This is a genomic window from Streptomyces collinus Tu 365, assembly GCF_000444875.1.
Taxonomy (GTDB): domain Bacteria; phylum Actinomycetota; class Actinomycetes; order Streptomycetales; family Streptomycetaceae; genus Streptomyces; species Streptomyces collinus_A.
On record NC_021985.1, the window covers coordinates 4,361,793 to 4,381,891 of the forward strand.

Below are 20,099 nucleotides of genomic sequence, written 5' to 3' on the forward strand. Positions count from 1 at the left end.
GAAGAACCGCGCGAACAAGGCTAGTTGACTGTCTGTCAGTGTCCAATCACGCTAGCGACAGAGACCTATCGACTTATTTATAGTTGGGGGCCTGCCCGGGGCCTGAGGAGGCAGGGAAAGGGGAGGGCGTGCCATGGACGTGGCCTTGCTGCGCACCTTCGTCACCGTGCACCGGGCTGGTTCCTTCACCCGCGCCGCCGCCCTGCTGGGACTCTCCCAGCCCGCCGTCACCTCCCAGATCCGCACGCTGGAGCGCCAGCTCGGCCGCCCGCTGTTCCTGCGGCGGGCCCGTGGGGTGACGCCGACGACCATCGGCGACGAACTGGCCCACAAGGCCGCCCCCCACCTCGACGCCCTGGTCGAGATAGCCGAGCGGGGCCTGGACGATGAGTCCTCGTTACGCACCCTGCATCTCGCCGGCCCGCCGGAGTTCACCGCCGAGCGCGCCCTTCCCGCCCTGACCGAACTCACCGGCGACGACGGCCGGGGCTTCGCCCTGCGCGCCTCCTTCGGGACCGCGGAGGAGACGTTGGAGGGGCTGGCGGCCGGCCACCACGACCTGGCCATCAGCACCGTCAGGCCGCGCGGCGCCCTGCTCACCGCCACCGCGCTGTGCGACGAGGAGCACATGCTGGTCGCCGCCCCGCGCTGGGCCGAGCGGATCGGCCCGGCAGCGCTGCGTCTCAAGGGGGCGGCCGCCCTGGAGAACCTGCCCGTCGTGGAGGTCCACGAGTCGCTGCCCTTCGTCTCGCGCTACTGGGCGTCCGTCTTCGACGCGCGCCCGGCGGCCTCGGGCACGGTCATCGTCCCCGACCTGCGCGCGGTGCTCGCCTGCGCCGTCGCGGGCGCCGGGCTGACGGTACTGCCCCGCTATCTGTGCGCCCCGGCCCTGGAGCGCGGCGACATCGTGACCCTGCACGATCCCGCGGTTCCGCCGCTGCGCACGTACTTCCTCGCGGTACGCGCCGGGACGCTCGCCATGCCGCACATCGCCCGGGCCCACGAGTGGCTCCAGCAGGCCGCGACGGGCTGGAGCTGAGGTGACCGTCCGGCGCTTCACGCATCGCGCTCGCCCGGTGGCGCCTCGCGATGTTTCACGTGGAACCAGCCGGGCCACATTTCTCCCATGACCGTCCGACCCGTGGTCAAGCGCACCGCCCGTGCCGTTCTGCTGGACGGTGACGACCTGATCCTGATCAAGCGCACCAAGCCCGGCGTCGATCCCTACTGGGTCACTCCCGGTGGCGGGGTCGAGCCCGAGGACCCGACCGTCGTCGACGCCCTGCACCGCGAGGTGCACGAGGAACTCGGGGCCAAGATCATCGACGTCGTGCCCTGCTTCGTGGACACCGTGGAGCACATCGGCGACGACGGCGGCGCGACCGGCGTGAAGGTCCAGCACTTCTTCGTCTGCCGGCTGGAGTCCATGGACCCCGCCTTGCGTCACGGCCCCGAAGTGGAGGAACCCGCGGGCGAGTACGAGATCGTCCGGGTCCCGTTCACGCGGGTCGGGATCGCCTCCGTCCACCTCGTCCCGCTGTCGCTGCGGCACTACCTGGACGGCAACATCGAGGGTGTACGGGCGATGCACGCGCCTGACCTGGGGTAGCCGGCGGTCAGTGCCGGGCGTCGAGCAGGTCCTCGACCGCGTCGTGCCGTATCCGTTCCCGCGGGATGCCGATGTCCCGCAGGACGTGGACGCCGCTGCGGATCATCCCGGGCGGTCCCGAGAGGTAGGCGTCGTACTCGCGCCAGGGGCCGTACTGCCGTACCGCGTCGGGCAGCCGCAACGGGGCCTGCCGATCGGTGACGGCCCGGACCGAGAGCCACGGGTGCTTCTCCCGGAGACCGAGCAGGGTGTCGATGTCGTACAGATCGTCGTCGGTTCGCGCACCGTAGAAGACCTCGACCGACCGGCGCCGGCCGTGCTCGGCCACGTCCTCGACGAGGGCCTTGACGGGCGCTATGCCGGTGCCGCCGCCCAGGCAGAGCAGCCCGCCGGCGGTGGTGTGGTCGACGGTCATCGAACCGGTCGGCGGGCCCAGCCGGATGACGTCTCCGGGCCGGGCACGGCGCACCAGGGCGTGGGAGACCCAGCCGGCCGGGACGGCCTTCACGTGGAACGTCAGCAGCCCGTCCGGACGCGGCGCCGACGCGAAGGAGTAGTGCCGCCAGACCCTCGGCCACCAAGAGGTCTCCACACCGGCGTACTGCCCGGCGAGGAAGGGGTACGGCCGGTCCGGGCGGACGGTGAGGACCGCGACGTCGGGGGTCCTGAGGTCGTGCGCGACGACCTCGGCCTGCCACCAGGCCGGCGCCCGCAGTTCGTCCGCCGCCGCGGCGTCGATCATCACCTGCGACATCGTCGTGTAGGCCCGCACCCAGGCGGCCTCGGTGTGCGCGTTCCAGATCCGGGCGGCGTACTGGCTCAGCGCCCCGATGAGGCATTCACCCACGGCCGGATAGTGCTCGGCGAGGGTGCCGTACTTCCGGTGGCCGCGGCCGAGGTTGCGCAGGTAGCCGACGAGCACGGGTGTGTCATCGAGGTGTTCGGCGGTGGTGAGCAGCGCCTTCAGCAGCCGGTCGCGCTGCACGTCCATCGCGGCCGGGAACAGCGGCCGCAGTTCGGGGTGGCGGACGAAGAGGAGGGCGTAGAAGTAGGAGGTGACCTCGTCGGCGACCGGGGCGATCTCGGCCATCGTGCGGCGGATGACGAGCGCGTCCGGCGACGCCCCTCCCCGGTCACCGTCCCGCGGCCGGGGAGCAGACGTCCGGTGCGGGGCGAACCAGCCCTCGCCGTCCGGTGTGCCGTCTCCCCCCGGCGTGGTGGTCGGAGCGTCCATGTGCCCTCGCCTCGAACGTCTTACGGTCGGTCTGCGCACCTGTGTCCGAAGGCACGCGCTTCTCCCCGTCGAGCGACCGGCCCGGGATGCCTCCCATCCCGTTCCGGACGTGAACCGGAGTCGACCCTACCGGCCGCCGTCCGGCGCACAAGTCCCGCCTCTCCGCCCGGGGCCGGGGACCCGGAGGCGCACGGTGTGCCCCTCTCAACTGCCGGATGTCCAAGCCCTTTTACGGCCCGGCACCGGTAGTGTGCCGGTGCCGGAACAGGCGGCCGGCCGGGACGGGCGGTCGCCGGGCCGGCCATGGCGCGAACCGGTACGGCAGCAAACGGATTCCTGCCCCCGATCCGGGGCGGGATGCCATGGCGTGGCCAAAAGCATCCGCGTCCCCGGCCAAACAGGTGGACGCCGGGGGTGCCGGTCGGACAGCCTGACCTGCGTGCCGACTCCTTCACCCGCCGCTCTTCCCGTCCGCCGTCTGACGCTCCGCGATCTCCGCGCCTGCGCCGACCTGTCCGAGAACCGGGGGTGGCCACGCGAGGAGCACAAGTGGGGTCTCCTCCTCACCGCGGGCAAGGGCCACGGCGTCGACGACCCGGACGGCGGGCTCGTCGCCGCCTGCGTCGTCACGGAGTACGGCACCTGGGACCGGACGGACCTCGGGGCCATCGGCATGGTCCTGGTGGCCGAGCGCCACGCCCGCCAGGGCATCGGACGCTCGCTGATGCGGCACGTCCTGGCGGCCATGGGCACCACCCCGCTGACGCTGCACGCCACCCCGAACGGACAGCCGCTCTACGAGGAGCTGGGCTTCAAGGTCACGGGCCGGGCGGAGATGCTGCGGGGGCGCTTCGTCCCCGGCGGGCGGGACGTGGAGGTGGCGACGCGAGCCGCCACGGCGGAGGACCTGCCCGCGATCCTGCGGCTGGACGAGGAAGTGTTCGGAGCCGACCGCACCCCTCTGATCGCCCGCCTGCCCGCGTTCGCCGACCAGTTGCGCGTTGCCGAGGACGGCGGCCGGATCACCGGCTATGCGGCCGCCTGGCCCAACGAGGACACCCATGTCGTCGGCCCGCTGATCGCCCGGGACACCGAGACGGCCAAGGCGCTCGTCGCCTCGCTCGCGGCCCACTCGGACCGCCCGCTGCGCACCGACGTCGACGTACGCCACGAGGAACTGCTGGCCTGGGCCAAGGAGCGGGGTCTGGCCTCCGTGGCCTTCAACGCCGTGATGACCTACGGCATCACGGAGCTGCCGGGGGACTGGACGCGCAGGTTCGCGCCGCTCACGGTCGCCGCGGGCTGAGCCGCCCGCCTCGACGCCGAAGCCGGTCACCGCGCACGAGCGGTGACCGGCGTCGGGCTGGTAGCGGCCTGGTCAGACGAGCGCCCGGACGGCGGCGGCCGCGAAGCCGTGGTCCTGGTCGGGCGCGCCGCCGCCGACGCCGATCGCGCCGATCAGACGGCCGTCACGGTGCACGGGAAGGCCGCCGGCGATGAAGAGCAGGGGCCGGTCGAGGGCCGTGGGCAGCGTGTGGAAGGGGCCGCCGGGCTGGACGGCGTCGACGAGGTCGGCGGTGGCCGCGTCGAGCTGGAGCGCCGTGTAGGCCTTGCGGGTGCTGGTCTCGCCGGAGATCAGCACGGCCCGGTCGTCCCGCCGGAAGGCGAGCAGGTGGCCGCCCGCGTCCAGGACGGTGACGCTGACGGTGACTCCGGCCTCGTCGGCCGCGCGGCGGGCCGTCGCGACGAGCAGTTCGGCGTCCTCAGTGGTCAGCGGGGCGACGGCGGTGGTGCTCATGGGGCGTTCTCCTTGGTGCGGTGATGCGGGGGTTCGTCGGGGAATGCGCGGGACAGGGGTGAGGTGGCGGTGCCGGGGCCGGTCCGGGCTGTGCCGCGCCGGGTCCGGTCGACGGCCGGTGTGCGGGGCCGGACCGCGGGGTCCGGGTCGGCTCAGTGGTGGACGGGGGTGCGCTGTCCCGCCGGGGCGCCGGACGCCACCACGGCGCTCCGTGCCCCGTCGCGGCGTTCCAGGGCGGCCGAGAGGACGGCGAGGACCAGGGCGGACGCGGCGAGTGCGGCGCCGACCCAGTTCGGGGAGGTGTAGCCGAAGCCGGCCGCGATCACCATGCCGCCGAGCCAGGCGGACAGGGCGTTGCCGAGGTTGAAGGCGCCGATGTTCACGGCCGACGCGAGCGTCGGGGCGCCGTGCGCCTGGTCGAGGACGCGCTTCTGCAGGGGCGGCACGGTCGCGAAGCCGAGGGCGCCGATCAGGGCGATGGTCACGGCGGCCGCGATCTTGTTGTGCGCGGTGAGGGTGAACAGCGCGAGGACGACGGCCAGGGCGCCCAGGGAGACGTACAGCATGGGCATCAGCGCGCGGTCGGCGAACCTGCCGCCGACGAGGTTGCCGCCGACCATGCCGAGGCCGAACAGGACCAGCAGCCAGGTGACCGAGCCGTCGGCGAAGCCGGCCGTGTGGGTCATCATCGGGGCGATGTAGGTGATCGCCGCGAAGACGCCGCCGAAGCCGAGCACGGTCATCGCCATGGCGAGCAGGACCTGTGTGTTCTTGAAGGCGGCCAGTTCGTGGCGCAGGTGGACGCCCTCGGGCCGGGGCAGGTCGGGCACCAGCCGGGCGATGCCGGCCAGGCCGACCAGGCCGAGGCCCGCCACGACGGCGAAGGTGACGCGCCAGCCGACGTGCTGACCGACGAGCGTGCCGAGCGGGACGCCGATGACGTTGGCGACGGTGAGGCCGGTGAACATCATGGCGATGGCCCCGGCCTTCTTGTGGGGAGCCACCAGCTCGGCGGCGACGACGGAACCGATGCCGAAGAAGGCGCCGTGCGCGAGGGAGGCGATCACCCGTCCGATGAGCATGACCGAAAAGGCGGGTGCCACGGCGGAGAGCAGGTTCCCGGCGATGAACAGGCCCATGAGCAGCATCAGCATGCGTTTGCGCGGCACCTTGGTGCCGAGGACGGTCATCAGCGGGGCGCCGGCGACCACGCCGAGCGCGTAGCCGGTGACGAGCAGGCCCGCCGTCGGGATGGAGACCCCGAAGTCGCCCGCGACCTGGGGCAGCAAGCCCATGATCACGAACTCCGTGGTGCCGATTCCGAAGGCCCCGATCGCGAGGGCCAGAAGCGCGAGAGGCATGGGTGGGTACACCTTCCCAGACGATTGCAGGAGCGCTTTGCGTGCGTTCACAATAGTTGCAGACGCTGGCTAACTGCAAGCGCCGGATATTGCGGATGTGCTCTACCCTTGACTCAGCCGCTCCGGAACGGAGGAGAACGCCCATGACAGCGACGGACCCCGCGCTCACCGCACTGGCCCAGGGCTGGTGCGCCCTCTCCCTGCTGCACGGGAGGATCGAGGCGCACATCGAGCGCGCCCTGCAGGGCGGGCACGACCTGAGCGTGCGCGAGTACTCCCTGCTGGACGTGCTCAGCCGGCAGCACGACGGCGAGGGCGGTCATCTGCAGATGAAGCAGGTCGCCGACGCGGTGGTCCTGAGCCAGAGCGCCACCACCCGCCTGGTGACCCGCCTGGAGGACCGCGGGCTGCTGGAGCGCTATCTGTGCCCCACCGACCGGCGCGGCATCTACACCAACGTCACCGAGGCCGGCCTGCGGCTGCTCGAGGAGGCGCGGCCGACCAACGACGCCGCCCTGCGCGAGGCCCTGGACGAAGCGGCGAAGGACGCCGAACTCGCCCCGCTGGTACGCGTCGTGGAGTCCCTGAACGTGCCCGCATAGAGTGCGGGCATGGGAGATCATCTTGAGATACGCCGTGCGACCGCGGCCGACGTCCCCGCGATCGTCGGCATGCTCGCCGATGACCCGCTGGGCGCCCAGCGCGAGTCGCCCGACGACATGACCCCGTACCTGGCAGCGCTGGAACGACTGGCCGCGGACCCCAACCAGCACGTCGTCGTGGCCGTCCGCGAGGGCCGTGTCGTGGGCACCCTCCAGCTGACGGTCGTCCCCGGACTCTCTCGCAAGGGAGCGACCCGCTCGATCATCGAGGGCGTGCGCGTCCACGCCGACGAGCGCGGCAGCGGTCTGGGCACCCGGCTCATCGAGTGGGCGGTCGAGGAATCCCGGCGGCAGGAGTGCCAACTGGTGCAGCTGACCTCCGACAACAGCCGCACCGACGCCCACCGCTTCTACGAGCGGCTCGGCTTCACCGCCTCGCATGTGGGCTTCAAGCTCCCGCTCTGACCGAGCTGCGGCCGGTGCTCGCGGGCGGACCCGGGCCCGCTGGGAGACGTAGACGGGGCGCGGGTGTTTCACGTGAAACACCCGCTCTCGTGATCAGCCGGTCCTGACGCCGGTCGTCAGTACGCGATCCCTCGCCAGCCCTCGGGGTCCACCCCACCGGGCACCTCTGCCCCCTGCTCGTACGGCTGCCGGGTGAACACGAACGATCCGAGGTCCAGGTGGCTCACGGACCCGTCCGGCCGCCGTACGACCCGAAGGCGCTCTCCGGCGTAGTAGCCCTCCAGCCCGGTCCAGGTACCGTCCGTCTCCGCCCGGAATCGCGCACGGCGGCCGGCTCCGGAGACCGGCCCCAGGGAGATCAGTCCGTCGGCCGTCATCCGCAGGACGAAGGCCTGGGTCCCCCAGTACCACGGTCCGGTCAACTCGAGTACCGCCGCGTCGACTTCGGGCAGCGGACGCCACGGCGCGGGAATGCGGGGCTCGGCCTCCGCGACGATACGGAGGAGATCGGCCGCCACGGCCGACAGCAGGGGCCCCGAGGTGCAGTTGGCCAGCACCACGGCCGCCACGTCGTCCTCGACGCTGATGCTGAGGTTGGCCAGGAATCCCGGCAGCGAACCGGAGTGCCCCACGATCAGCCGGCCGCCGCGGTTCTGGATCTGCATGCCCAGGCCGTACGTCGCGCCGTCCACCACGTCGGCGGCCTCGGCGGGAGCCGCCGGGGTACGCATCTCGCACACCGACTCAGCGCTCAGCACCCGGTCGTCCCCCTGGGCGAGGAAGACGGCGAACCGGGCGAGGTCGGCGGTGGTGGACCACAGCTGCCCGGCCGGGGCCATCCGGCCGAGGTCCTCGACCGGTTCGGGCAGCAGGGCGTCGGCCCACGGGTGCACGGCCCAGCCACCCGCGGAGGGCGCCTGCGGCCGGACACCGGTGCGCTCCAGCCCCAGGGGCCGCAGCACCTCCCTCTCCAGCACCTCCTCCCAGGGCGCGCCCCGCAACTCCTCCACCAGGGCGCCGAGCAGCGTGTAGCCGGGGTTCGAGTAGTGGTGCCGCCTGCCGACGGGATGGAGCAGGGGACGCTCACCGAGCACATCGTCCAGTCCGGGCCGCAGCGAGCCCGGAGTGCGCTCCCACCACGGCCCCGGCGTCTCCGCGGCCAGGCCGCCCGTGTGCGCGAGCAGTTCGGCGATGGTCGCCTCCCCCGCGCCGGTGCCCGGCAGGTACTTCTCCAGCGGGTCACCGAGGTCGAGCACCCCTTCGTCGCGCAGCCGCAGCACCAGGACGGCGGTGAAGGTCTTGGTGATCGAACCGATCCGGTACTGCACGTTCTCGTCCGGCGCGTGACCGTCCACCGCACTCCGGGCCCCGTGCCACACGGCCCGCCCGTCCCGCACGACCGCCGCGACCAGTGAGGGCGCACGTCCTTCGGCCTGCGCGACGGCGATCCGGTGCAGCAACGCCCGCCGCGTGCCGGGCAGCAACTCTTCCTGGTATGTCGTCATGCCCCTAGTCCACCGGGCGGGCCGACCCACGTCGAGTTCATTTCCTCCACCCGAATCGGGGCCTGCCGAGCCACCGGCCGAATCCCGGAGCCCCTCCCGGCCGTTATGAGGACCCGTAGGCCCCCGTGCCGCACTCCGTTAACATGTTCGACTCATGGCGATCACCCTCATCGCCCGTGCCGCACGGGAAGGCCACGCCATTCAGCACGATGAGTAAATTACCTGACCAGGACATAGAAAACCGGCCGAAGAATTGACATCGATAACATCGCGGACGTTTTCGCGAATAAACGGGGCCATCGCATCCTCGGCATGGCGTCGACCACAGGTGATTCTGTGGGCCGTCGCGGGGGTGACGACTCTCGCGTTCCTCATCGCGCTGGAGATCGCGGCACGGCACTACGGCCTGCCGGGGCCGATCACCAACCAGGCGAAGGAAGTGCTCCTCGCCCCCAAGTCGGGTCCGCTGCTGTACGCCAGCATGGCGTTGATGATGGTGGTCCTGCCACGCCGCCAACGGTGGATCGCGACCGCCGCAGCTGTCGGTATCGACCTCGTCTTCTTCCTGGTGCGCTGGGCGGTCGACGCCAAGATGATGTTCGGCAACGGCGCGCTGTGGGTCGTCCTGGCCTACGCCGTCATCGCCGTCACCCGCCGCACCGGCCCGGAGCGCGTCCTACTGCTGAAGGGCGTCGGGCTGGCCCTGCTGCTGGTCACGGGCCGCAAGACCGGTGACGCCTGGCTGCTCATCACGTCCAAGACCCGCCCGACGGTGCTCGACCCGTACGTGGCGACCGCCGACCACGCGCTGGGCGACCCGTCGTGGCTCGCGGGCCGGATCGTCCGGGCCACCGGCACCATCGGCTTCCACGTCCTCGACTACGTCTACATCCAGCTCGCGGTGGCCGCGGTCGTCGTCGCGCTGTACCAGCTGCGCAACGTGGCGGCGGAGGGCCGGTTCCCGCGCCATCACCTGGTGCGTACCTTCCTGGTGATCGGCCTGCTCGGGCCGGGCATCTACATGATCTTCCCGGTGGTGGGCCCGGTCTTCGCCTACGGCCCCGACGGAGGGCACTGGGCGGTCGCCGACCTGTGGCCGAACACCCCGGCCATGAACGCCCCGTACCCCATGCCGTTCGACGGAATCACGCCACGCAATTGCATGCCCAGCCTCCACACGGCATGGGCGACCACGATTTTCGTGCATTCCCGCAAGGGCCCGCGCGCACTGCGATTCGCCGGCACCTTCTGGCTGATCGCCACGCTCGGGGCGACGCTCGGCTTCGGTTACCACTACGGCGCCGACATCATCGCCGGTGTGGTGTTCGCGCTCACGATCGAGGCGGCATTGCGCGCCCAGGCACGCGGCTGGGACCGGTCCGCAATTCAACTGATTGTTCACGGCACGACGGTGTTCGTCGCGCTTCTGCTGTCGTACCGGTATCTCCCGGAGAAGATGGCCGCTCACCCGTGGCTGTTCGGACCGCTTCTCCTGCTGGCCATGGTCTCGGTCGTGCACGGCTACATGAGGACCACCAGGCTGTGGGAACCGGCGATCGCGCCGGCGCCCCGGCCGGAACCGCAGCCCGAACCCGCCTGAGACACCCGGTGCGAGGCTCCGGGCGCACCGCGCACCGGATCAGGTCTGGGCCATGTCCACGAAGCGGGAGTAGTGGCCCTGGAAGGCGACGGTGATCGTCGCCGTGGGTCCGTTTCGGTGCTTGGCGACGATCAGGTCGGCCTCGCCCGCACGGGGGGACTCCTTCTCGTAGGCGTCCTCGCGGTGCAGCAGGATGACCATGTCGGCGTCCTGCTCGATGGAGCCCGACTCACGCAGGTCCGAGACCATCGGCTTCTTGTCGGTGCGCTGCTCGGGACCACGGTTCAGCTGGGAGAGCGCGATGACCGGGATCTCCAGCTCCTTGGCGAGCAGCTTGAGGTTACGGGACATGTCCGAGACCTCCTGCTGACGGCTCTCGGCGCGCTTGGAGCCGCCGGACTGCATCAGCTGCAGGTAGTCGATGACGACCAGCTTCAGGTCGTTGCGCTGCTTGAGCCGGCGGCACTTGGCGCGGATCTCCATCATCGACAGGTTCGGCGAGTCGTCGATGTACAGCGGGGCGGCCGAGACGTCCGGCATACGGCGGGCGAGCCGGGTCCAGTCCTCGTCGGTCATCGTGCCGGACCGCATGTGGTGCAGGGCGACACGGGCCTCGGCGGACAGCAGGCGCATGGCGATCTCGTTGCGGCCCATCTCGAGCGAGAAGATGACGCTGGGGAGGTTGTGCTTGATCGAGCAGGCCCGCGCGAAGTCCAGCGCGAGCGTCGACTTACCCATGGCGGGACGGGCCGCGATGACGATCATCTGGCCCGGGTGCAGGCCGTTCGTCAGCGAGTCGAAGTCGGTGAACCCGGTGGGCACACCCGTCATCTCGCCGCTGCGCGAGCCGATCGCCTCGATCTCGTCGAGGGCCCCCTCCATGATGTCGCCGAGCGGCAGGTAGTCCTCGCTGGTGCGCTGCTCGGTGACGGCGTAGATCTCGGCCTGGGCGCGGTTGACGATCTCGTCCACGTCGTCGTCGGCCGCGTATCCCATCTGCGTGATCCGGGTGCCGGCCTCCACCAGCCGGCGCAGGACCGCGCGCTCGTGCACGATCTCCGCGTAGTACTCGGCGTTCGCCGCCGTCGGTACGGTCTGTACCAGGGTGTGCAGGTACGACGCCCCGCCGACCTTGTTGATCTCGCCGCGCTTGGTGAGCTCGGCGGCGATGGTGATGGGGTCGGCCGGCTCGCCCTTGGCGTAGATGTCGAGGATGGCCTGGTAGATCGTCTCGTGGGCCGGCTTGTAGAAGTCGTGGCCCTTGAGGATCTCGACGACGTCGGCGATGGCGTCCTTGGACAGCAGCATGCCGCCCAGCACGGACTGCTCGGCGTCCAGGTCCTGGGGCGGCACACGCTCGAAGGAGGAGCCCCCGCCGTCCCAGCCGCCGCTCTCCCGGCCCCGGTCGTGCTGCTCGTCACGACCCCGTCCGCCGTCGCTGCGCCGGCGGGAGGCGGGCAGACGATCGCTGGGCCCGCTGTCGGCCCACGGATCGTCCAAGGGCTCGGAAATGCTCACCGAGCCACCTCCTCCCGTCCGCGCGGCGGACCTCGCCGTGCCCTCTGTTCTACGGCACGACACTGACAAATGAGAGGCCCAACTCCGGTTCTGCCGCGTCGGATTTGTGGGCTTTCCCCAGGTCGACGCGAGGAGCGGGCGCCGGACCACGGTAGGCCCCCCGGCACCGTCAGCCAATCTGGTTATCCACAGGCCATGTGGACGACGGCCCCGATGCTGTGGAGAACCTGCCGAAACCTGTGCACGACCCGGTGGACAGCCCTGTGAACAAGCCCTCCCTCATGCCCATCGAAGGGCCCTGACCTGCTTCTTTACCCTCCACCGCCTGTGCAGAAGAAAAACTTTCCCAGTCGGGCCAAGATCGGCTCGAACGGTGTGCGCATGCACACGTGCCGGGATGCGAAGTAAGGACCTCTAAGGCTTTGCATCTCTTACCTGTGGACGATTAGATTAGTGGCCATGACACAGGCTCCAGCGATCCCCCAGGCCAGACGCCGCCGGCACGACCGAGAGATCATCGCGCTGGCCGTCCCGGCCTTCGGCGCACTCGTCGCGGAGCCCCTGTTCGTCATGGCGGACAGTGCCATCGTCGGCCACCTCGGCACCGCCCAGCTCGCCGGTCTCGGGGTCGCCTCGGCCCTTCTCACCACCGCCGTGAGCGTGTTCGTCTTCCTCGCCTACGCCACGACGGCCGCCGTCTCCCGGCGCGTCGGCGCGGGCGACCTCCCGGCGGCCATCCGTCAGGGCATGGACGGCATCTGGCTCGCACTGCTGCTGGGCGTGGCGGTCATCGCGCTCGTCCTCCCGCTGGCACCGGGCATCGTGGACCTCTTCGGCGCTTCCGCCACCGCGGCTCCCCACGCCACCACCTATCTGCGCATCTCCTCGCTCGGCATCCCGGCCATGCTGATCGTCCTCGCCGCCACCGGGGTGCTGCGCGGTCTGCAGGACACCAGGACCCCGCTGTACGTCGCCGTCGGCGGCTTCGTCGCCAACGCCGGCCTCAACGCGGGACTGGTCTACGGCGCCGGCCTCGGCATCGCCGGCTCCGCCTGGGGCACCGTCGTCGCGCAGTGCGGAATGGCAGCTGTCTACCTCACCGTCGTCGTCCGTGGCGCCCGACGGCACGGGGCCTCTCTGCGCCCGGACGCCTCGGGCATCCGGGCCTCGGCCCAGGCCGGTGTACCGCTGCTCGTCCGCACCTTGTCGCTGCGCGCGATCCTCATGATCGCCACCGCCGTCGCGGCACGCCTGGGCGACGCCGACATCGCCGCGCACCAGATCGTCCTGTCCCTGTGGAGCCTGCTGGCCTTCGCTCTCGACGCCATCGCGATCGCCGGCCAGGCCATCATCGGCCGCTACCTCGGCGCGAACGACACCCAGGGCGCCCGCGAGGCGTGCCGTCGCATGGTCCAGTGGGGCATCGCCACCGGCGTCGTCCTCGGACTGCTCGTGGTGGCCGCCAGGCCGTTGTTCCTCCCGCTGTTCACGGGCGACTCCGTGGTCCAGGACGCCGCGCTACCGGCCCTGCTGATGGTGGCGCTCTCCCAGCCCGTCTGCGGCATCGTCTTCGTCCTGGACGGCGTCCTGATGGGCGCCGGGGACGGGCCGTACCTGGCCGGGGCAATGGTCGTCACCCTGGCCGTCTTCGCACCGGTGGCACTGCTCGTCCCCGCCCTGGGCGGGGGACTGACGGCGCTCTGGGCGGCCATGACCCTGATGATGACAGTCAGGATGCTCACCCTGTGGCTGCGCTCCCGTTCCGGACGGTGGATCGTCACCGGCGCGACCCGCTGAGCCGACCGCCCGGACAGAGACCGCCCGGTTTCACGTGAAACACACGCCGTGCGTAGGGACTCTCCCGGCATGCGACGCGGAGAGGGGCCGCTCCCGTGGGGAGCGGCCCCTCTCTCAACTGCTCGACAAGCCGAGCGCGGCGTCAGGCGGCGACGACCTCGATGTTGACCTTGGCGGCAACCTCGGGGTGCAGACGCACGGACGTCTCGTGGGCGCCCAGGGTCTTGATCGGCGCACCGAGCTCGATGCGACGCTTGTCGACCTCGGGGCCACCGGAAGCCTTGATCGCGGAAGCGACGTCGGCCGGGGTGACGGAGCCGAAGAGACGGCCGGCGTCGCCGGAGCGGACGGCCAGGCGGACCTTCACGCCCTCGAGCTGGGCCTTGATCTGGTTGGCCTGCTCGATGGTCTGGATCTCGTGGATCTTGCGGGCGCGGCGGATCTGCTCGACGTCCTTCTCGCCACCCTTGGTCCAGCGGATCGCGAACTTCCGCGGGATCAGGTAGTTGCGAGCGTAGCCGTCCTTGACGTCGACGACTTCGCCGGCGGCACCGAGGCCGGAGACCTCGTGGGTGAGGATGATCTTCATTTTTCGGTCACCCTTCCCTTAGCGCGCGGTGGACGTGTAGGGCAGCAGCGCCATCTCACGGCTGTTCTTGACGGCCGTGGCGACGTCACGCTGGTGCTGCGTGCAGTTGCCGGTCACGCGGCGGGCACGGATCTTGCCGCGGTCGGAAATGAACTTCCGCAGCATGTTCGTGTCCTTGTAGTCCACGTACGTGACCTTGTCCTTGCAGAAAGCGCAGACCTTCTTCTTCGGCTTGCGCACAGGCGGCTTCGCCATGGTGTATCTCCTGTGTGATCAAGAAGTGGGGTTACGAGCCCTTTAGAAGGGGGGCTCGTCCGAGTAGCCGCCACCGGAACCGCCGGAGCCTCCGCCCCAGCCGCCGCCGCCCTGGTTGCCACCGGCGGGAGCGCCGGTAGCCCACGGGTCGTCGGCCGGAGCGCCGCCGCCCTGCTGGCCGCCACCGGGGCCTCCGCCCCAGCCGCCGCCCTGCTGGCCGCCGCCACCGCCGCCGCCGTAACCGCCCTGGCCACCGCGAGCGCCACCACCGGCGGTCTTGGTGACCTTGGCCGTGGCGTTGCGCAGGCTGGCGCCGACTTCCTCGACGTCCAGTTCGTAGACCGTGCGCTTGACGCCCTCACGGTCCTCGTAGGACCGCTGCTTCAGCCGGCCCTGCACGATGACGCGCATGCCTCGCTGGAGCGACTCGGCGACGTTCTCCGCCGCCTGACGCCAGACCGAGCAGGTCAGGAACAGGCTCTCGCCGTCCTTCCACTCGTTCGTCTGGCGGTCGAAGGTGCGGGGGGTGGACGCGACACGGAACTTCGCGACCGCCGCACCGGACGGGGTGAAGCGCAGCTCGGGGTCGTCGACAAGATTGCCGACGACCGTGATGACGGTCTCGCCTGCCATGGGGGAACCTCTCGGCGGGTTTGCTCTGGCTGCTTGGTTGCTGCTACTCGAATCCCGAGATCAGCTGAGCGGGGAAGCTCAGTGGGTCTCGGGGCGGAGGACCTTGGTCCGGAGGACCGACTCGTTCAGGTTCATCTGGCGGTCGAGCTCCTTGACGACCGCAGGCTCGGCCTGCAGGTCGATGACCGAGTAGATGCCCTCGGGCTTCTTCTTGATCTCGTACGCGAGACGACGACGGCCCCAGGTGTCGACCTTCTCCACCTTGCCGTTGCCCTCACGGACGACGGAGAGGAAGTTCTCGATCAGGGGGGAGACAGCGCGCTCCTCCAGATCGGGGTCGAGGATGACCATCACCTCGTAGTGACGCATGTGGAACCCACCTCCTTTGGTCTCAGCGGCCACGGTCGTTCCGTGGCAGGAGGGTTGTGATGCGTACGCAACGGTATCGGCCACCACTGACAATCGGGGGTTCCCGCCGGGATCCCCGCAGCGGCCTGGGCAGACACCGGTGCAGACGGTACAGACTACCTGCACACCGCTTCCGGTTGAAATCCGGCGGTGAGGACCGTCAGTCTGTACACATCGGGTGTGTATGGCGCTACAGTGCGCCGCGATCCGCAGGAGGTGCCACATGGCACAGCAGGCATTGCGACCCAACACCGCCGGATCCCTTCTCGCCACCGACGGCAAACCCCATCCGCTCCAGGACACCCTGATGGCGGTGACGCTGGTCCTCGGCGTACTGGCCTTCGTGACCGGCTTCTTCTCCGGCCTCCACCTGGTCAGCTCCTGGGCCGGCCTGGTGGGCCTGTTCGTGGGCGCGTACGGGCAGTGGGTCTCGATCACCACCCGTCAGCGCTTCGGCATGGTCCTGGGTCTCGGCGCCTCCGGTGTCGGCTTCATGCTCGGCATGGCCAACGGCGGACTGTTCGGCGGCCTCATCGGCTGACCCCGCCGGGCACCTGACGACAACTTCCCCCACACCTCACGGACGCCTCGCCGGCCACCGGCCGTGGTGAAGGTGCCGCACGCCCCAGTCGGGGCGCTCGCAAGGCGCAGTAGGCTTCGGCGCGAGAGCCGGAGCCCCTGAACCCATGGGGACACACCAGCCCGAGGAGCGCCCCGACATGAGCCTGACCCTGAGGACCATCAGCCGCGAGCAGCATCTGGCCTACATCCAGAGCCTGCCCTCGGCCAGCCACATGCAGGTCCCCGCCTGGTCCGACGTGAAGGCCGAGTGGCGTTCGGAGAACCTCGGCTGGTTCGACAAGAGCGGCCAGCTGGTCGGCGTGGGCCTGGTCCTCTACCGCCAGCTCCCCAAAATCAAGCGCTACCTGGCGTACCTCCCCGAGGGCCCGGTCATCAACTGGTACGCGCCGAACCTGGACGACTGGCTCCAGCCGATGCTGGCGCACCTGAAGCAGCAGGGCGCCTTCTCCGTGAAGATGGGCCCGCCGGTGATCATCCGCCGCTGGAACGCGGAGACCATCAAGAAGGGCATCCAGGACCCGGACGTGAAGCGGCTGCGCGACCTGGAGGCCGACTACATCGAGCCGCGCGCCTTCGAGGTGTCCGACAAGCTGCGCCGCATGGGCTGGCAGCAGGGCGAGGACGGCGGCGCGGGCTTCGGAGACGTACAGCCGCGTTACGTCTACCAGGTGCCGCTGGCGAACCGCTCCCTGGAAGAGGTCCACAAGAACTTCAACCAGCTCTGGCGCCGCAACATCAAGAAGGCCGAGAAGGCCGGCGTCGAGGTCGTCCAGGGCGGCTACCAGGACCTGGCCGAGTGGCAGCGGCTGTACGAGATCACGGCGGTGCGCGACCACTTCCGGCCCCGCCCGCTGTCGTACTTCCAGCGCATGTGGACGGCCCTCAACACCGAGGACCCGAACCGCATGCGGCTGTACTTCGCCCGGCACAACGGCGTGAACCTCTCCGCCGCGACCATGCTGATCGTCGGCGGCCACGTCTGGTACTCCTACGGTGCCTCCGACAACATCGGCCGTGAGGTCCGGCCCTCGAACGCGATGCAGTGGCGGATGCTCCGCGACGCCTACGCGCTCGGCGCGACCGTGTACGACCTGCGCGGCATCTCCGACTCACTGGACGAGACGGACCACCTGTTCGGCCTGATCCAGTTCAAGGTCGGCACCGGTGGCCAGGCCGCCGAGTACCTCGGCGAGTGGGACTTCCCGCTGAACAAGCTGCTCCACAAGGCGCTCGACATCTACATGTCGCGCCGCTGAGCCCAGGCGTTTGATTCCATAGCCTTCACAGCTTTCACCCCTGCGGTCCACCGCAGCCACGAGAAAGGTCCCGGGTCCGGCCATGGCGCTCACGCTCTACGTCGACACCGCGCGCTGGCGGGCGCACCACAAGCACGTGCAGGAGCAGTTCCCGGGCCTCGTCCCGGTCTGCAAGGGCAACGGCTACGGCTTCGGACACGAACGGCTGGCGGAGGAGGCCACGCGGCTCGGCTCGGACATGCTCGCCGTCGGCACCACGTACGAGGCCGCCCGCATCAAGGACTTCTTCAGCGGTGACCTGCTGGTGCTGACGCCCTACCGGCGCGGCGAGGAGCCCGTGCCGCTGCCGGACCGGGTGGTCCGGTCGGTCTCCTCGATCGACGGCGTGTACGGCCTCGTGGGTGCCCGTGTGGTCATCGAGGTGATGTCCTCGATGAAGCGGCACGGCATCAGCGAGCAGGACCTGCCGCAGCTGCACCAGGCCATCGAGAACGTGCGTCTGGAGGGCTTCGCCATCCACCTGCCGCTGGACCGCACCGACGGCTCGGACGCCGTCGAGGAGGTCATCGGCTGGATGGACCGGCTGCGCGCGGCCCGGCTGCCGCTGCACACCATGTTCGTCAGCCACCTCAAGGCCGAGGAACTCGCCCGGCTGCAGCAGCAGTTCCCGCAGACGCGGTTCCGCGCCCGGATCGGCACGCGGCTGTGGCTGGGGGACCACGAGGCCACCGAGTACCGCGGCGCGGTCCTGGACGTCACGCGCGTGACGAAGGGCGACCGCTTCGGCTACCGGCAGCAGAAGGCGGCCTCGGACGGCTTCCTGGTGGTCGTGGCGGGCGGCACGTCGCACGGGGTGGGCCTGGAGGCCCCGAAGGCCCTGCACGGCGTCATGCCGCGCGCCAAGGGCGTCGCGCGGGCCGGCCTGGCGACGGTGAACCGGAACCTCTCGCCATTCGTCTGGGGCGGCAAGCAGCGCTGGTTCGCCGAGCCGCCGCACATGCAGGTGTCCATCCTGTTCGTCCCGTCGGACGCCCCGGAGCCGACGGTCGGTGACGAGCTGGTGGCTCATCTGCGGCACACCACCACGCAGTTCGACCGGATCGTCGACCGCTGACGGTCCCGCCACCGGACGGGACCCGGGCAGCGAGAAGGCCGTGCACGAAACGCTCGTGCACGGCCTTTCCCATGTCCGGGGCCGCCGGGGCTCTGCCCGTGGCCGGACCGTTCGCTCAGAGCGAACGGCCCTCGTGGGGAGGCTGCTCCGGCCGCCCCCAGGCCACCTGGGACGCCTCGAAGGGCGCGGCGTGCCGCGCGGGACGGGCCGCAGGGCCGAGCACGAAGACGTCCTCGGCGCCGTCGAGCACCCCGCCCGAGGGGTCGTCGTCCCCGGCCCGGCGCACCACGTCCCGCTCGGGCATGAGGATGTCCCGGACGACGACGGCGCACAGGTACAGGGTGCCGAGCAGATGGATGGCGATCGCCCAGTGGTAGCCCTGGGTCGGCAGTCCCTTGTGGGCGTCCCCGCTGGTCGTGTAGGCGAGGTACATCCAGATGCCGAGGAAGTACGCCACCTCGCACGCCTGCCAGATCAGGAAGTCCCGCCACTTGGGCCGGGCGAGGACCGCGAGCGGCACGAGCCACAGGACGTACTGCGGCGAGTAGACCTTGTTGGTGAGGATGAAGGCCGCGACCATCAGGAAGGCGAGCTGGGCGAAGCGCGGCCGGCGCGGGGCGGTGAACGTCAGCGCCGCGATGCCGAGGAAGCACAGGACGACCAGCACGGTGGCCGCGGTGTTGACGAAGTCGGTCGTCGGCGGGTTGCTGGAGTTCTGCGCCCAGATCAGCCAGAAGGAACCGAAGTCGATGCCCCGGTCGTGGCTGAACGAGTAGAACTTCGACCAGCCCTGGAAGGCGAACAGCATCACGGGCAGGTTCACGACCAGCCAGGCGACGACGGCTCCGCCCACGGCCTGGAAGTACTCACGCCACCGGCCGGCCCGCCAGCACAGGACGAGCAGGGGGCCGAGCAGCACGACGGGATAGAGCTTGGCGGCCGTGGCGAGCCCCAGGAGGACTCCGAAGGCCAGGGCACGGCCCCGGGACCACATCAGCATCGCCGCGGCCGTCAGGGCCACCGCGAGAAGGTCCCAGTTGATGGTGGCGGTGAGGGCGAAGGCCGGTGCCAGAGCGACGAGCAGACCGTCCCAGGGGCGCCGACGCTGGGTGCGGGTCACACAGACCGCGATCACGGCCGTGCACACCATCAGCATCCCGGCGTTGGCGAACCAGTACCACTGCTCCTGGTGCTGGATGGAACCGCTGCCCGGGGTGAGCCAGGCGGCGACCTCCATGAACACACCGGTCAGCACCGGGTATTCGAGGTAGTCCATGTCACCGGGAAGCTTGTCGAAGTACGGCACCAGACCGTCGGCGAAGCCACGCCCCTGGTACAGGTGCGGGATGTCCGAGTAGCAGGCGTGCGTGTACTGCGAGCTGGCGCCGAAGAACCAGGCACTGTGGTAGCAGGGCGCCTTCTGGACGAGGCCGAGCGCGAACATGCCGATCGCGACGAGCGCGATGACGCGAACGGGGGTCCACCAGGTCGTCCCGAGCAGGGCACGCCGCCCGATGGGGCCGCCGATCAGCTCACTCCCGGCCGCGGCGACCTCGTCCTCCCTGGTCGGCCGGACCGGTTCCGCGTCAGGGGGCCGCACAGGCTCGGGCTCGTGCACGCCGGCGGGCGTCATCTCTGCACTGGGCATGGGGCACATCCTGCCGTACCTGTCCATGAAAACACCGTGGGCCGCCGCACCTCGTAGGTGCGGCGGCCCATGTTTCACGTGAAACACCCTTACCGGGCGGTATGGACGGTCTGGGGTCAGATGAC

At 70.4% G+C, this 20,099-nt stretch carries 20 protein-coding genes; 10 read left to right on the forward strand and 10 right to left on the reverse strand.

Annotated features, from left to right (window positions below; genetic code table 11):
- Positions 1-133: 133 nt before the first annotated feature.
- Both B446_RS19030 and B446_RS19035 read left to right on the forward strand, forming a co-directional pair.
- The gene (locus B446_RS19030) at positions 134-1,039 is read left to right on the forward strand and encodes a LysR family transcriptional regulator (protein WP_020941068.1); all 906 of its coding nucleotides are present in this window, start codon (positions 134-136) and stop codon (positions 1,037-1,039) included.
- Positions 1,040-1,126: 87 nt separating this feature from the next.
- On the forward strand, positions 1,127-1,609 hold the full coding sequence (locus B446_RS19035) for an NUDIX domain-containing protein (RefSeq protein WP_020941069.1): 483 nt from the start codon (positions 1,127-1,129) through the stop codon (positions 1,607-1,609).
- Between the two features lie 7 nt (positions 1,610-1,616).
- Here B446_RS19035 and B446_RS19040 read toward each other — a convergent pair whose 3' ends face one another.
- Positions 1,617-2,843, reverse strand: coding sequence for a globin domain-containing protein (locus tag B446_RS19040; RefSeq protein WP_020941070.1), 1,227 nt, complete (start codon positions 2,841-2,843; stop codon positions 1,617-1,619).
- A gap of 439 nt (positions 2,844-3,282) precedes the next feature.
- Here B446_RS19040 and B446_RS19045 point away from each other — a divergent pair, with 439 nt between their 5' ends.
- Positions 3,283-4,149 (forward strand): GNAT family N-acetyltransferase, encoded by an 867-nt coding sequence (locus B446_RS19045; RefSeq protein WP_020941071.1) that lies wholly within the window; start codon positions 3,283-3,285, stop codon positions 4,147-4,149.
- Between the two features lie 72 nt (positions 4,150-4,221).
- Here B446_RS19045 and B446_RS19050 read toward each other — a convergent pair whose 3' ends face one another.
- The gene (locus tag B446_RS19050; RefSeq protein WP_020941072.1) at positions 4,222-4,641 is read right to left on the reverse strand and encodes a GlcG/HbpS family heme-binding protein; all 420 of its coding nucleotides are present in this window, start codon (positions 4,639-4,641) and stop codon (positions 4,222-4,224) included.
- A gap of 152 nt (positions 4,642-4,793) precedes the next feature.
- Positions 4,794-6,002, reverse strand: a complete 1,209-nt coding sequence (locus B446_RS19055) for an MFS transporter (RefSeq protein WP_020941073.1) — start codon at positions 6,000-6,002, stop codon at positions 4,794-4,796.
- A 143-nt stretch (positions 6,003-6,145) separates the two neighbouring features.
- On the opposite strand from B446_RS19055, the gene B446_RS19060 reads away from it, so the two are divergent.
- Both B446_RS19060 and B446_RS19065 read left to right on the forward strand, forming a co-directional pair.
- On the forward strand, positions 6,146-6,604 hold the full coding sequence (locus B446_RS19060; protein WP_020941074.1) for a MarR family winged helix-turn-helix transcriptional regulator: 459 nt from the start codon (positions 6,146-6,148) through the stop codon (positions 6,602-6,604).
- A gap of 9 nt (positions 6,605-6,613) precedes the next feature.
- Entirely contained in the window at positions 6,614-7,069 is a 456-nt protein-coding gene (locus B446_RS19065; RefSeq protein ID WP_020941075.1) for a GNAT family N-acetyltransferase, read from the forward strand.
- Between the two features lie 116 nt (positions 7,070-7,185).
- On the opposite strand, the gene B446_RS19070 is transcribed toward B446_RS19065, so the two are convergent.
- Entirely contained in the window at positions 7,186-8,574 is a 1,389-nt protein-coding gene (locus B446_RS19070; protein ID WP_020941076.1) for a serine hydrolase domain-containing protein, read from the reverse strand.
- Positions 8,575-8,872: 298 nt separating this feature from the next.
- Between B446_RS19070 and B446_RS19075 the strand changes: the two genes are divergently transcribed.
- On the forward strand, positions 8,873-10,174 hold the full coding sequence (locus B446_RS19075) for a phosphatase PAP2 family protein (protein ID WP_268825444.1): 1,302 nt from the start codon (positions 8,873-8,875) through the stop codon (positions 10,172-10,174).
- Between the two features lie 39 nt (positions 10,175-10,213).
- On the opposite strand, the gene dnaB is transcribed toward B446_RS19075, so the two are convergent.
- Entirely contained in the window at positions 10,214-11,692 is a 1,479-nt protein-coding gene (dnaB, locus tag B446_RS19080) for a replicative DNA helicase (RefSeq protein WP_020941078.1), read from the reverse strand.
- Positions 11,693-12,151: 459 nt separating this feature from the next.
- On the opposite strand from dnaB, the gene B446_RS19085 reads away from it, so the two are divergent.
- A complete protein-coding gene (locus tag B446_RS19085) occupies positions 12,152-13,489 on the forward strand; it encodes an MATE family efflux transporter (RefSeq protein WP_020941079.1) in 1,338 nt (445 codons plus the stop codon).
- A gap of 142 nt (positions 13,490-13,631) precedes the next feature.
- On the opposite strand, the gene rplI is transcribed toward B446_RS19085, so the two are convergent.
- The 4 genes from rplI to rpsF form a co-directional block, all read right to left on the reverse strand.
- The gene (gene rplI, locus B446_RS19090) at positions 13,632-14,078 is read right to left on the reverse strand and encodes a 50S ribosomal protein L9 (RefSeq protein ID WP_020941080.1); all 447 of its coding nucleotides are present in this window, start codon (positions 14,076-14,078) and stop codon (positions 13,632-13,634) included.
- An 18-nt stretch (positions 14,079-14,096) separates the two neighbouring features.
- On the reverse strand, positions 14,097-14,333 hold the full coding sequence (gene rpsR / locus B446_RS19095; RefSeq protein ID WP_003949403.1) for a 30S ribosomal protein S18: 237 nt from the start codon (positions 14,331-14,333) through the stop codon (positions 14,097-14,099).
- Between the two features lie 42 nt (positions 14,334-14,375).
- The gene (locus B446_RS19100) at positions 14,376-14,966 is read right to left on the reverse strand and encodes a single-stranded DNA-binding protein (RefSeq protein WP_020941081.1); all 591 of its coding nucleotides are present in this window, start codon (positions 14,964-14,966) and stop codon (positions 14,376-14,378) included.
- A 78-nt stretch (positions 14,967-15,044) separates the two neighbouring features.
- Positions 15,045-15,335, reverse strand: a complete 291-nt coding sequence (gene rpsF / locus B446_RS19105) for a 30S ribosomal protein S6 (RefSeq protein ID WP_004950685.1) — start codon at positions 15,333-15,335, stop codon at positions 15,045-15,047.
- A gap of 262 nt (positions 15,336-15,597) precedes the next feature.
- On the opposite strand from rpsF, the gene B446_RS19110 reads away from it, so the two are divergent.
- From B446_RS19110 to B446_RS19120, 3 genes are all read left to right on the forward strand, one after another.
- Positions 15,598-15,915, forward strand: a complete 318-nt coding sequence (locus B446_RS19110; protein ID WP_020941082.1) for a hypothetical protein — start codon at positions 15,598-15,600, stop codon at positions 15,913-15,915.
- Positions 15,916-16,093: 178 nt separating this feature from the next.
- Complete coding sequence (locus B446_RS19115) at positions 16,094-17,212, forward strand: lipid II:glycine glycyltransferase FemX (protein WP_020941083.1); 1,119 nt, start codon at positions 16,094-16,096, stop codon at positions 17,210-17,212.
- Between the two features lie 82 nt (positions 17,213-17,294).
- Positions 17,295-18,326 carry an alanine racemase gene (locus B446_RS19120; protein ID WP_020941084.1) on the forward strand — a complete coding sequence of 344 codons (1,032 nt, stop codon included), beginning with the start codon at positions 17,295-17,297 and terminating at the stop codon, positions 18,324-18,326.
- A gap of 115 nt (positions 18,327-18,441) precedes the next feature.
- Here B446_RS19120 and B446_RS19125 read toward each other — a convergent pair whose 3' ends face one another.
- Positions 18,442-19,974, reverse strand: coding sequence for a glycosyltransferase family 87 protein (locus B446_RS19125; RefSeq protein ID WP_193384474.1), 1,533 nt, complete (start codon positions 19,972-19,974; stop codon positions 18,442-18,444).
- Positions 19,975-20,099 lie beyond the last annotated feature (125 nt).

Coding starts and splice junctions, on each gene's coding strand:
- B446_RS19030 (WP_020941068.1), top strand. CDS start 134: ATGGACGTGGCCTTGCTGCGCACCTTCGTCACCGTGCACCGGGCTGGT.
- B446_RS19035 (WP_020941069.1), top strand. CDS start 1,127: ATGACCGTCCGACCCGTGGTCAAGCGCACCGCCCGTGCCGTTCTGCTG.
- B446_RS19040 (WP_020941070.1), bottom strand. CDS start 2,843: ATGGACGCTCCGACCACCACGCCGGGGGGAGACGGCACACCGGACGGC.
- B446_RS19050 (WP_020941072.1), bottom strand. CDS start 4,641: ATGAGCACCACCGCCGTCGCCCCGCTGACCACTGAGGACGCCGAACTG.
- B446_RS19055 (WP_020941073.1), bottom strand. CDS start 6,002: ATGCCTCTCGCGCTTCTGGCCCTCGCGATCGGGGCCTTCGGAATCGGC.
- B446_RS19060 (WP_020941074.1), top strand. CDS start 6,146: ATGACAGCGACGGACCCCGCGCTCACCGCACTGGCCCAGGGCTGGTGC.
- B446_RS19065 (WP_020941075.1), top strand. CDS start 6,614: ATGGGAGATCATCTTGAGATACGCCGTGCGACCGCGGCCGACGTCCCC.
- B446_RS19070 (WP_020941076.1), bottom strand. CDS start 8,574: ATGACGACATACCAGGAAGAGTTGCTGCCCGGCACGCGGCGGGCGTTG.
- B446_RS19085 (WP_020941079.1), top strand. CDS start 12,152: ATGACACAGGCTCCAGCGATCCCCCAGGCCAGACGCCGCCGGCACGAC.
- rplI (WP_020941080.1), bottom strand. CDS start 14,078: ATGAAGATCATCCTCACCCACGAGGTCTCCGGCCTCGGTGCCGCCGGC.
- rpsR (WP_003949403.1), bottom strand. CDS start 14,333: ATGGCGAAGCCGCCTGTGCGCAAGCCGAAGAAGAAGGTCTGCGCTTTC.
- B446_RS19100 (WP_020941081.1), bottom strand. CDS start 14,966: ATGGCAGGCGAGACCGTCATCACGGTCGTCGGCAATCTTGTCGACGAC.
- rpsF (WP_004950685.1), bottom strand. CDS start 15,335: ATGCGTCACTACGAGGTGATGGTCATCCTCGACCCCGATCTGGAGGAG.
- B446_RS19110 (WP_020941082.1), top strand. CDS start 15,598: ATGGCACAGCAGGCATTGCGACCCAACACCGCCGGATCCCTTCTCGCC.
- B446_RS19115 (WP_020941083.1), top strand. CDS start 16,094: ATGAGCCTGACCCTGAGGACCATCAGCCGCGAGCAGCATCTGGCCTAC.
- B446_RS19120 (WP_020941084.1), top strand. CDS start 17,295: ATGGCGCTCACGCTCTACGTCGACACCGCGCGCTGGCGGGCGCACCAC.
- B446_RS19125 (WP_193384474.1), bottom strand. CDS start 19,974: ATGCCCAGTGCAGAGATGACGCCCGCCGGCGTGCACGAGCCCGAGCCT.